The organism is Gemmatimonas sp., from assembly GCF_044376735.1.
Classification (GTDB): domain Bacteria; phylum Gemmatimonadota; class Gemmatimonadetes; order Gemmatimonadales; family Gemmatimonadaceae; genus Gemmatimonas.
In genome coordinates this window covers 1-11,676 of the sequence record NZ_JBILKJ010000082.1, presented here as the reverse complement: position 1 = coordinate 11,676, position 11,676 = coordinate 1, and the positions used below count along the sequence as shown (strand labels likewise).

Below are 11,676 nucleotides of genomic sequence, written 5' to 3'. Positions count from 1 at the left end.
CCATCGCCGCCGAAGTGCGCGGACAGTGCCCGCTGCTCCTCGACTCCGGCATCCGCGGGGGCGCCGATGTCTTCAAGGCGCTCGCCCTCGGCGCGTCTGCCGTGCTGCTGGGCCGCCCGTACGTGTACGGGCTCGCGCTGGCGGGGGAAGCGGGCGTGGCCGAGGTGCTGCGCAACGTGCAGGCCGAGTTCGATCTCACCATGGGACTGGCCGGCTGTACCGGCGTAGCCGAAATCACCGCCAGCTGCGTGACGCGCGTGTAACGCCGCTGCCCTCAATGGTTGGCGGTCTGCTTCGTCGGCCTTTACAGGCGCCTCCGGTACCAGCAACATCAAGGAGCCCCCAACCGGAGTGCTCATGAAGGATTCGCAGCTCAAGGCGTTGCTCAAGAAGACGGCCGCCAAGGCGTCGCAGCAAAAGAAGCCCTCGCGCAGCCTGTTCGACCCCACCCTCGAAGCCACCCGCGGCAAGAGCGAGCCGCTGGAGGGCTCCGAAGCTGAAGGCATTTTCAAGGAAATGAAGCGCCGCGAATTCTGATGCCGTAGGGCGGCACCATGGGTATGGCTCCCGATCCGGCGTTCGTCGCCCTGCAGACCGCCCTCGCGGGCCGCTTCTCGCTCGAGACTGAGATCGGCCGCGGTGGTATGGGGATCGTGTATCTCGCGCGCGACGTGTTTCTCGAACGTCCGGTCGCCATCAAGCTGCTCGCGCCGACCATTGCCGCGCGCGGCGACGTGCGACGCCGGTTCCTGCGCGAAGCGCGCATTGCCGCCCAGTGTTTTCACCCGAACATCGTGCCCATTCACGGGGTCGAGGAGTCGGGTGACCTCGCGTGGTTCGTCATGGCGTATGTGCCGGGCGAAACGCTGGCCGATCGCCTGCGCCGGGTGGGACCTCTGCCTGCCGATGCCATCCGACGGATCGGCCGTGAAGTCGGCTGGGCGCTCTCCTATGCGCACGAGCGCGGCGTTGTCCATCGCGACGTCAAACCCGAAAACATCCTGCTCGAGCAGGGGACCGATCGCGCCCTCATCGCCGACTTCGGCATCGCCTTCCACGATGGCGTGATGTCGTCCGGCGAAGTGGCCGGCACCGCGAAATACATGGCTCCCGAACAAGCGCGCGGTGAGGCGGTCGATGGACGCGCTGACCTCTACGCGCTCGGCGTCACGCTCCATCTCGCCGCCACCGGCCGCTATCCGTACGACGGGGCCGGCGCGCTGGCCATCATCGCCCAGCAAGCCGTGGCGCCGGCGCCCGCCGTGCGGTTACGGGCGCCGCAACTACCCGAGTCGTTGGCCGATGCGATCGACCAGTGTCTCGCTACCGACGCCGCCGATCGGTTCGATACCGCCGCCACATTCATCGCGGCGTTCGAGCGCACACCGGACGGCGGGGAGCTGCCGGCCGAGGCCCGCGAGGTTCGGATTGGCGCGGCAGCCTCGATGACGCTGGTGGAGTGGACCATTGCCATCTCGCTCGCCGGTTTCTTTCTCGTCTTGGGCGAGAATCCCAAATCGCTCGGGCGCGTCATCGAGCTCGGGCTGCTTCAGGGCGTGTGGATGATCGCGGCTGCGGTGCTCGCGCTGCGCGGCGGCGAAACGCTGGTCGCCGCACGACGCGCTCTGCGGAACGGCGTATCCCCGACGGATGTGGCCGATGCCCTCGCGCCGGGGCCCACACTCAGGCGAACCCCGATGGGCCCCCTGCACGGCACCGCAGTCCTCACTGCCGCGTTTGCCCTCGCCTTCGCGCAGGGCGCCATCGATCAATGGGCCCTACCCGCCGCACTCGACACCATACTCAATGTCGCGACGTGGCTACTGCCACCGATCCTGATTCATCGGAGCCTCGCCGCCGCGCGTCAAACCAACGGCTTCAGCGCGTGGTTCTACAGCTTCGTGCGCAAACCGCTCGCCACGCGTTTCGTCGGATGGCTCGGCCGCAAGACCACCGTAGCCGCCGCGCGACCCATCCCGGCCGACGCGCCCACCGAAGTGCTGCTCGACCAGGCCGCGCACGAGATTTTCGCGCGGTTGCCCGAGCTGGCGCGTCGCGACCTCCAGGCACTCCCGGCGGCCGCCGCCGCGCTGGCACAGGAGGCCACGGCGCTGCGCCGCCGCGCCCTCGAGATCTCGGGCGAGCAACGGCGCCTGCGTGCCGCTGGGCGCCCCGATACGCCACGCGAGCAACCGGCGGCCACCGAGGCCCTCGACCGCGAGCAAACGGCCGTCCACGGGCGACTGGGGGCCACCATTGCCGCCCTCGAAGCCATCCGGCTCGACCTCCTTCGCCTCGACGCCGGCACAACGCTGCCGGGAACCCTGACCGAACACCTCGACGTCGTCCGCGATCTGCAGCGTCGCGTGGATGCGGTCGCCGACGTGGAGCGGACCCTCGCCCGCCATACGTCGGCCACACGCACCGCCCGACTCGCGCCCGAACCAACGCCGGTGTGAAATTGCGGAATCGGCGTTCATCGTGCGCCGCGGTGATCCCGAACCCGATCTCTGATGACGCTCCCGAACTCCCTGCGCCTGGCCACCCTCGCCTGCGCCGCCCTCGTGGCCGCCGCGTGCGCCGACCAGAAAGCGCCCGTCGCCGACAGCGCCGTCGCGACCGCGGCCGCGACCGCATCACCCACCGACACCGTGAAGGTGCAGGGGGGCTGGTCGGACAGCACCACTGCCGAATCTGCCTATCAGGCCGAATACGTGAACGGCAAGCTCGTTGTCATCGAAGAACAAATGCTGTTCACCGACAGTGCCACGTCATCACGGGCCTATTACTACAACGCCGAGTACGCGCCCACGCGCCTGTTCGAACACCGCGCGCTGAAGGCCGCGTCGGGCAACAGCACGCCGACGATGCTGCACTCGATCCTCAACGTCTACCTGAGCGGATACAAGGTCGACTCCGCCGTCAAGACCGTGGACCTCGCCGCGAAGCCCGTCCAGCCCTACGACATCGACAACCTGCGCAAGCACGAGCGTGAGATCTTCGCCCGCGTGCCCACGACCTACGACGCACCTCGCACGAACCGCTGACGATGACCGACTTCGAGACGTTGGGCGCCTTCTACCTCGGCAAGCGCTACGACCTCGCCGCCCGCGCGCGGCGCGACGACTACGTGTTGTACGACGCGAAGGATCTCACCACGCACGCCGTGATCATCGGCATGACCGGCAGCGGCAAGACCGGTCTTGGCGTGGGTCTCATCGAAGAAGCACTGATCGATCGCATCCCCGTGATCGCCATCGACCCAAAGGGCGATCTCGGCAACCTCGCGCTGCGATTCCCGTCGCTCGCGCCGGCCGATTTCCGTCCGTGGGTCGACCCGCAGCAAGCGGCGAATGCCGGGCTCTCCGCCGACGCATTTGCCGAGAAGCAGGCGACCCTCTGGAAGGACGGTCTCGCCGGCTGGGGCGAAGACGGCGCACGCATTCAGCGTCTCGTCGACGCCGCCGATGTCACGATCTACACGCCGGGGAGCACCGCCGGCCGGCCGTTGTCATTGCTCAAGGCATTCGTCGCCCCACCGCCGGTCATTCGCGACGATACCGAAGCGATGCAGGAGCGCGTGGACGCGACCGCCACCAGTGTGCTCGCCTTGCTCGGGATCAACGGCGATCCCATCTCGAGCCGCGAACACATCCTGCTCGCCAACCTGCTGCACGCGGCGTGGAGCGACGGGCGCGATCTCGATCTGGCCGGCCTCATCGGCGGCATTCAGTCGCCGCCGTTCAGCACGGTTGGCGTGATGCCGCTCGACACGGTCTTTCCGCCGAAGGATCGCACCGAGCTCGCGATGAAGCTCAACAACCTGTTGGCGGCGCCGGGCTTCCAGACCTGGATGCAGGGCGAGCCGCTCGACACGGCGACGCTGTTGTACGACGCCAACGGCAAGCCGAAAGGTTCGATTGTATCCATCGCCCACCTCGGCGACGCCGAGCGCATGTTCTTCATGACGCTCCTGCTCGCCGACATTCTCGCGTGGGTGCGCACGCAGCCGGGTACGGGTTCACTGCGCGCCATTCTGTATATCGACGAGTTGTTCGGCTACATGCCGCCGGTCGCGAATCCGCCGTCGAAGGTGCTGCTCCTCACGTTGCTCAAGCAGGCACGTGCCTACGGACTCGGTGTCGTGCTGGCCACGCAGAATCCGGTGGACCTCGACTATCGCGGCCTGTCGAACACCGGCACCTGGTTCATCGGACGGCTGCAAACCGAACGCGACAAGATGCGCGTGATGGAAGGTCTTGAAGGCGCCTCGGGTGGACAGCCGTTCGACAAGGCCGCCATGGAGCAGACGATCGCCGGACTCGGGAAGCGCGTGTTCCTGATGCACAGCGTGCACGAATCGGCGCCGATCACTTTCGAGACGCGCTGGACGATGTCGTATCTCGCCGGCCCGATGACGCGCGAGCAGATCAAGACACTCAGCGCGCGCACGAACGCAAGCAGCGACGCGGCGGCCGGCACGGCCAGCCGGCCGGCCAGTGCGAGCGGCGGCGGCAGCATGTCCTCGCTCGATCCGTCCGCATCGGCGCCGGCGCCCGTATTGTCGGCCGATGTGCCGCAGTACTTCCTGCCGGTGCACGGCACGGGCGGCCCCGTCACGTATCACCCGGCCGTGCTCGGTGTGGCGGATGTGTCGTTTGCCAGCGCGAAGTACGGCGTGACCGAGCAGCGACGCGTGGCCCTGCTGGCCACGATGGACGACGGCCCGATCACGCTGGAGTGGGACAACGCCGAGCGCATGGCTCTCGATCCGTCCGCTCTCGAACGCGGACCGGTCGACGGGGCCGCGTATGGGGCGCTGCCGAAAGCGGCAGCGAACGCCAAGAGCTATCCCGCGTGGAGCAAGGCGTTCCAGAAGTGGATCGTGACGAATGAAACCGTGTCGCTGCTGCGTAGCGCCGCCTTCAAGCAGACATCGAAGCCCGGCGAGGCGGAGCGCGACTTCCGCATCCGCCTGCAACTCATGGCCCGCGAGGCGCGCGACCATCAGATCGAAACGTTGCGCGGCAAGTACGCCACGAAGCTCGCGTCGTTGCAGGAGCGACTGCGTCGCGCCGAACAGGCGGTGCAACGCGAGCAGGCGCAGGCCTCACAAGCGAAGATGGACACCGCGATTTCGGTCGGTGGCGCGATCCTCGGCGCCATCTTCGGCCGCGGCAAGATTTCCGCCGGCGCCATCAGCAAGGTCGGGACGGCAGCCCGCGGCGCCGGACGGGCCGCGCAGCAGCAGGGCGACGTGACGCGCGCCAACGAAAGCGTGCAGGCCCTGCAGCTGCAGTACGCCGATCTCGAAGCGGCACTGCAGCAGGACATCGATGCGTTGGGAGCGACCTACGATGCGCAGCAGGATGCGCTCGAGGCCATCCCGATCAAGGCCAAGAGCGGCGATGTGCACCTGCAGCTGGTCGCCCTCGTGTGGGTGCCCTTCCGTCGCGACGCGGCCGGCATGGCCTCGGCGGCCTGGCGTTGAGCCAGGCCGACGGAACGTCACCCTTACACGACTCAACCACCGGACGGCTCAGAACGCGTTGAACGCGTACGCGACCGCAGAGGCGATCAGGAAGGCGAGGCCGGCCTGGGCGAGCGACGGCAGGTCAAAGCGAATCGAGCGGGCGCGCGTGAGATGCGGGGGAACAGGACGATGCATTGGCGGCTCCGGGTGAAGGGCATGTACCGTCCGACGCCGCAGCCCCGGCCAGCGTAACGACCTCCCCTCCCCCGGCCCCCGGCGCGGCGCTCAGCGCGGCCGCGCGCCGGTGGTCGCTGTCGCGTTGAGCGACCAGTCGAACGGCAGTTCCCGCAGCCCGAAGCGCCCGGACTCCAGGCGCTTCTTGGTGTCGCCCTCAAACCACATCGCCAGATAGCCGCCAAGCTCCGAGCGCGAATTGCCGAAGTCGGACTTGTAATACGTGAAGATGGGACTGAGGCGCGGGAATTTCGTCTCGATCTGATTCTTGGTGGTGTCCGTCAAGAACCGGCGCCCCTGATCAAACAGCTGCCGCTCGAGCTCCGCCCCGGTGTACGCCTCCGAGCGCAACGGCGGGCTGCCTTTGGCCGCCGCAACCAGCGCGAAGTGAATGCGCGGCTCGTGAAACTCCTTCCGGATGATCCGGTGCTCCACCTCGTCCAGCGACAGCGTGCGTCCCGCCGCCCGCACGATCGGCTCGCTCCACGGCCCCTTCAACCGGAGCACGCCGAGCGTGCGATCGATGTTCCGGATGCTTTCGCGCTCCCCATGGGAGACGATGAGCTGGATCGTGTACGCGTTGTACACGTTGATCCAGAACGCCAACCGTTCGTCGTCGTCGGTACCCGCCAGCGAGGCACGCTCGAGCGACGTCAGATACCGGCGGAAGGCGGCGGCATCGCGGAAGGCGTCGTAGTCCACGAGACCGTCGGTGACGTGGGCGCGCAGCAGACGGTCGAAGGCCGAGTGGTCGACCGTGACCCGCGCCGTGGTCTGGGCAGGCACCGACTGACCAGCCAGCGGTGCGGCGGTGAGCAGCGCCGCCAGCATCCACCGGTATGCGACCTCTGAGGCCCTGCGCAGCATGAATGTCATCGTGTATAGTACGCCGATGAGCACGATCTGGTTGTTGGGAATCTGGCGCCTCATGCGCGCCGACGCGTCACTCGACTTCGCTCCGGGGGTCCGCATGGAATTTCTCCCCGATGGCGTGCTCCGCTACCACGTCGACGTGGGTGGACAGGATCAGGTCGTCGACCTCGTGTACCGCGTGGAAGGTGACCTGCTCCTCACCGAAAACCCCGAGGCGCCTCACAGCATGAGCGTGCGCATCGAACACGGTGCCGGCGACGTGCTGCTCCTGGACTTTGGCGGCGCACAGGCCATGCTCGTGCGCGAAGTCGGGCATCCCGCGCGCTACATCCAGTAAGCGTACTGTTTCGTCACCATCACGAAGCCCGACAAGGCGGCATTCGTGACCGCGTGCACCAACACGAGGTCGCCCAGCGACTTCGTCTTCCACATCCACCAGTTGTAGATGAAGCCGCAGAGCAGGCCGACCTCCCAGAAGGGGCCGTGCTCGCTCGCGAACAGCACCGCCGTGGCCACGAACGCCATCCCGTTGAACGTGCCCAGCGGCACCTTCTGCCAGTCGTTGTTCACGATCCAGCGGGGCAACCAGCCGCGCCAGAACAGTTCTTCGAGAATCGGCACCAGCAGCGCCGCGCGCACCACCCGCAGAATGACCACCAGTGGGTCGGCCAGTTCAGACGGCGGGATCGTCGTCTTGACGGTTCCGGTGATGCTGTTCTGGAAAAGCCAGTGCTCGCGCCACCCTGGAAAGAGCTGGTCGGGCGCGACCCACATGGCGCACACGGCCAGCCCAATCAGCACGCTGGGCATCGCGTGGCGCACGCGGAGTGACAGCACCACGTCTTTCGAGATCGTGAGCATCACCGCGACCAGCACGCCCACGCGGAGGATCGATTCCCACGGCTGCGGAATCGGAAGGGAGGGCCCGACCGCCAGCAGGATCATGAACACCGCGAACGGCGCGATCCACGGGAGCGATGGGTACTGCCGGGTCAATGCATGTTCAGACATACCCCAATTGTATCGCCGCGGGGGCCATCATGGCTCCCCGCGCCCGATCACGGGCCGTAGACGACCGGCGAGCTGCCCCGCTTGATATCACGGGCGCCGGCGGCCACCCCGGTGCCGACGGCCAGTCCGGCCGTGAGCGCCGTACCGATACCCACCACGGGCAGCAACGGCACGAGCACCGCACCGATCAGGAACGCCGCGCCACCGGCCGCCCACGGCGCGAGCCCCTTCTGCACGGCGTCGACATAGCGAAGCCGATTGCGAACAAAGCGACGCGTGGTGCCATGCAGCACAATGGCCAGGATGCTGGCGATCGCGAACGACATGAGAAAGAACATGAGAACCTCCTGGGTGTGCGGGAGCGGCGCACGTCACGGAATCAGAGGCGTCGTGCCGCCGTTCACCTGCTCTCCTCCCTAACGCGACGACGGGACAGAGGTTTCAGCTACCTCAACGACGCCGAGGCATCTCCATCTTCGTGTAGTCAAGCGGCACCGAGAACAGATCGTTGGCCAACCGCTTCTTCTCGATCTTCACGACCTCAAGGGGAATACTCCCGTCAGGCATCGTGACCTTGAGGGGGAAACCGCCGTCGACCGTGAGCATCCGCTGCCACGCCGGCTCGCTGCCCCGTTGCATCGACGCCAGCGGATTCACGTACCCGCCGAGTCCTTTCGCCAGGCAGATGTCGACGGTCTGGGCCGCGCTGGCCACCGTCACGTGTTCGCACGCGTAGCCAGCCACCCTGTCCATGCGGCCGGTGCGTGTGATCTTCGCATCGACCGGCGCCTTGGCCGCGACGCTCGACGACGCGTCACCAATCGGCATCTCCATGTAGGCGTTCTGCGCCGCCATCAGCACATAGACCTTCTGCTCCTGCGGTACCGACAACAGCGCCATCGCGCCGGCCGGCCCACCCATCGACACGCGCACCCTGCCGCCGCGCACGAGATACTCCACCTCCTGCACCTGCGGACCGTTCGCGCCCTTCCCCGACAGGCGCATGGTCACCGCCCCTTCAAACGGCTGCGCCGAGAGCTCCGACGGGACCACCACCGCCCACATCGACACCGTGGCCGCAGCAACGGCGGCCGGACACACTCGACGCATCAGGACTCGCTGGAAAGAAGACGTCAGGCGATGCCCTTTCGCATCGCCAGGAGCACGAGTTCGGAGAACCGGTCGATCTCGTCCAACGTGGTATACACGTTGGGCGTCACGCGGATCCCGCTGAACTCCTGATGCACGATCGGCGTCTGCACGACGCGGTGCTGGGAAACCAGCCAGCTGCCGAGCTTCACCGGATCGAGACCGTCCACGTTGAAGAAGCCGATGCCGCCGCCCCACTTCGAATCGAGTGGCGTCAGCACGTGCACGCGCCCCTTGCCCTCGGCCAACAAACGCTTGGCCCAGCGGTCACGCAGGAACTTGAGACGCGCCTGCTTCCGCGCGGCGCCGATCGCGCGATGAAACGCCAGCGACACCGAAATCGCGTTGTGATTTGCCGCCGGATGCGTGCCAATCTCCTCGTACTTCCGGATGTCGGCTTCCTGCCCGGGGTTGCCCGCCATCAACGGCCACATCGGCTCGATCTTGTCCTTGCGCACGTACAGGAAACCCGTGCCGATCGGCGCCAACAGCCACTTGTGCAGACTGGTACCGTAGTAGTCCACGTCGAGCTCGTCGCGCGTGAACGGGAACTGCGCGAACGCATGCGCACCGTCCACGAAGGTCACCACGCCCTTCGCGCGCGCCATCGTGATCAACTCTCTCACCGGCAGAATCTGGCCGGTGAGGTTGGTGATATGCGTGATCTCCATCACGCGCGTGCGCGGCGTCATCGCCGCAGCAAAGGCGTCCACGATCTGCTGCGGATCGGTGCACGGCACCGGGAACGACACTTCCTTCAGCACGATGCCTTCGCGGCGCGCGCGCTGCTTCCACGCGTTGATCATGCGCCCGTAGTTCTGGTTGCTCACCACCACTTCGTCGCCGCGCTTGAGATCGATGCCGAAGATCAGCGTCTCCATCGCTTCCGACGCGTTGCGTGTGATCGCCATTTCCTCCGTATCGCAGCCGAATTCGAGCGCGAGTTCACGCCGCACGATTTCGATGCGCGGCTCGAGCGTCTGCCACATGTGAATCACCGGCAGCTCGTTCGAAAACCGCAGGTCGCGCTCCAGCTGCGCCATCACATGCGACGGCGCCGGCGAGCAGCCGCCGTTGTTCAGGTTGATCCACGTGCGGTCGAGATCGAACGCCCGTTGAATCGGCTCCCAGAAATCCTCGTCCGCCGCGAACGCCTCGGCTTGTGCGGCATCGCCGCGCCACGCGGGGGCGGACGGGTCGAAGAGAGCGACGCCGCGATCTTTCGCGACGTCGGCGGCATCGATCAGACGCCGGATCGCGTGCGGCGAAAAGCGCGGCGAGATGGCGGCGGCGAGACTGGGCAGGGCGGTCGCCCCGGCCACGGCGGAAACGAAGAGTCGGCGGTCCATGCCCGAACATGCCGCGAGAATCCGGAATGCGCGAGGGGAGACCCGCCGCCCCACCCCGGTGCCGGCGTGGGTCTAGAAGATCGAGCGGAGGCCGAAGCTCAGCGTGCGGCCGGCCGTCACGGTCGCGTTATCGGGGGCGCCACGCTGCACATTCAGCAGGTTCTCCCCGCCCAGCAACACGGACAGGTCACCGCGCAGCCGGTAGCTGGCATTGGCCCGCCAGCGGGTCACCCCACCGTAGTGCAGCCAGTAGCGGCGCATCTGTGCCCCCCCGAAATCGGGCGCGGACGCGCTGTTCACCACCGCTTCACCGATCGCGATGCGATCGTAGCCGATCCAATCGGCCGCGCGCGTGACCGTCGAGCTGACGCTCCAGCGGCGGGCGGCCCACGCGGCTGACACGCCAATGGTGGATGCCGGCACGTCGAGCATGCGATCGCCCACCCGCAATTCTCCACGGTAGCCCTTGACCGTGCGCGCCACGCGGCTGTCCACCAGCGTGAGCATGCTGGTCAGCTGCAGCCCGCTCCGACGCGCCGTGGCCTGCAGTTCCCACCCACGATTCGTAATCGCGCCGAGGTTCTGCAGCGTGTACGACACGTTGCGCACGATGCCCCCGGTCGCGGCCACCGCCGTGGTCATCGCGCCGACCGGCTGGATCAACCCGGAGGCCTGCTGATCGAAACGCGTGACGTGCAGCGACACGCCGTGCGCCAACACCAGATCGGCACCCGCTTCCAGTCCGGTCTGCTGCTCGGGCTGCAACCCGTCGGTGTCCGAAGCCACCCCGCGCCCCATCCATGACGTCCCGCGCGCCATCGTACGCACCGGCCGAATCCCGGTGCCGAAGGCACCGCGCAGCTTCAGCACCGCCGGCCCGTAGTCACGGACATAGGCCGCGCCGACCATCGGCAGCAGCGCGTGCTGCACCGTCGCCGTTGCACCGCTCGTGCGTTCCGCGCGACCACCGGCCGACACGTACCACCGGTCCTGCCATGACAGCATCGCCTGCGCCGACACCCCGGTGTTGTGCATCAAGCTTTGTCGGAGACGCCACGACGTGGGCGACGACGCGACCGTTGGCGTCAACCCTCCGCCTCCCAAGCGAGACGCCGATGGCGTCACGAGTTCCGATACCCCCTCGCGGGTGAGCGCCTGCTCGGCCGCGAAGGTCACCGCCAGCAGCGTACCCTCCGCTACGTCAAACCGGCCCACCGTGCGCAACCGCAGCGTGCCACGATCGGCCGAGCCCTGGCCTTCCCCCAACGCACTCGTGGTCAACACCGGCGTAGGGAGTGAGTTGGCCGAGAGGCCGCGCAGTCGATAGCCGTCGACGCCGGCGATGACCGTGTGCGTCCAATGCAGATCGGGCATCACGGCCATCGTGCCGCCCACCGTGTACTGCGAGAGCGACTGCCCCGTCGCGCTATCGCCGCCAAACGGGATACGGGCGGCGTTGTCGAGCGTTCCGAGAAAGCCGGTGGTATTCGGCGTGGTGGCACCGCTGAACATCAGCCCCGTGCTGGCATTCGCGCGTTGGGCGGAGAACCGCGCGGTACCGGTGAACATGGTGTTCGCGCGCGCCAC

13 protein-coding genes are annotated in these 11,676 nt (G+C 67.3%); 6 read left to right on the top strand and 7 right to left on the bottom strand.

Annotation, left to right across the window (positions count from 1 at the left end):
• From ACIRA7_RS11305 to ACIRA7_RS11285, 5 genes are all read left to right on the top strand, one after another.
• A partial coding sequence (locus ACIRA7_RS11305; protein ID WP_396220946.1) for an alpha-hydroxy-acid oxidizing protein occupies positions 1-263 on the top strand: 263 nt, incomplete at its 5' end.
• A gap of 94 nt (positions 264-357) precedes the next feature.
• Positions 358-537, top strand: coding sequence for a hypothetical protein (locus tag ACIRA7_RS11300; RefSeq protein ID WP_171223446.1), 180 nt, complete (start codon positions 358-360; stop codon positions 535-537).
• Positions 538-554: 17 nt separating this feature from the next.
• Positions 555-2,459, top strand: a complete 1,905-nt coding sequence (locus ACIRA7_RS11295) for a serine/threonine-protein kinase (protein WP_396220945.1) — start codon at positions 555-557, stop codon at positions 2,457-2,459.
• 54 nt (positions 2,460-2,513) lie between these two features.
• Positions 2,514-3,047 (top strand): hypothetical protein, encoded by a 534-nt coding sequence (locus tag ACIRA7_RS11290; protein ID WP_396220944.1) that lies wholly within the window; start codon positions 2,514-2,516, stop codon positions 3,045-3,047.
• A 2-nt stretch (positions 3,048-3,049) separates the two neighbouring features.
• Positions 3,050-5,491, top strand: coding sequence for an ATP-binding protein (locus ACIRA7_RS11285; RefSeq protein WP_396220943.1), 2,442 nt, complete (start codon positions 3,050-3,052; stop codon positions 5,489-5,491).
• Positions 5,492-5,539: 48 nt separating this feature from the next.
• On the opposite strand, the gene ACIRA7_RS11280 is transcribed toward ACIRA7_RS11285, so the two are convergent.
• Positions 5,540-5,668 (bottom strand): hypothetical protein, encoded by a 129-nt coding sequence (locus tag ACIRA7_RS11280; protein ID WP_396220942.1) that lies wholly within the window; start codon positions 5,666-5,668, stop codon positions 5,540-5,542.
• 90 nt (positions 5,669-5,758) lie between these two features.
• Positions 5,759-6,583, bottom strand: coding sequence for a DUF547 domain-containing protein (locus ACIRA7_RS11275; RefSeq protein WP_396220941.1), 825 nt, complete (start codon positions 6,581-6,583; stop codon positions 5,759-5,761).
• Between the two features lie 16 nt (positions 6,584-6,599).
• On the opposite strand from ACIRA7_RS11275, the gene ACIRA7_RS11270 reads away from it, so the two are divergent.
• Positions 6,600-6,917 (top strand): hypothetical protein, encoded by a 318-nt coding sequence (locus tag ACIRA7_RS11270; protein WP_396220940.1) that lies wholly within the window; start codon positions 6,600-6,602, stop codon positions 6,915-6,917.
• On the opposite strand, the gene ACIRA7_RS11265 is transcribed toward ACIRA7_RS11270, so the two are convergent.
• The 5 genes from ACIRA7_RS11265 to ACIRA7_RS11245 form a co-directional block, all read right to left on the bottom strand.
• Positions 6,905-7,591, bottom strand: coding sequence for a CAAX prenyl protease-related protein (locus ACIRA7_RS11265; protein ID WP_396220939.1), 687 nt, complete (start codon positions 7,589-7,591; stop codon positions 6,905-6,907). The two genes, ACIRA7_RS11270 and ACIRA7_RS11265, sit on opposite strands and share 13 nt — an antisense overlap.
• Positions 7,592-7,638: 47 nt before the next feature.
• Positions 7,639-7,929, bottom strand: a complete 291-nt coding sequence (locus ACIRA7_RS11260; RefSeq protein WP_396220938.1) for a hypothetical protein — start codon at positions 7,927-7,929, stop codon at positions 7,639-7,641.
• A gap of 112 nt (positions 7,930-8,041) precedes the next feature.
• Positions 8,042-8,701: a DUF4412 domain-containing protein gene (locus tag ACIRA7_RS11255; RefSeq protein ID WP_396220937.1), complete on the bottom strand. Its 660-nt coding sequence runs from the start codon at positions 8,699-8,701 to the stop codon at positions 8,042-8,044.
• A 23-nt stretch (positions 8,702-8,724) separates the two neighbouring features.
• Complete coding sequence (locus ACIRA7_RS11250; protein WP_396220936.1) at positions 8,725-10,089, bottom strand: aminotransferase class V-fold PLP-dependent enzyme; 1,365 nt, start codon at positions 10,087-10,089, stop codon at positions 8,725-8,727.
• Between the two features lie 72 nt (positions 10,090-10,161).
• Positions 10,162-11,676, bottom strand: a 1,515-nt coding sequence (locus tag ACIRA7_RS11245) for a TonB-dependent receptor (RefSeq protein WP_396220935.1), incomplete at its 5' end; no start/stop codon positions are given.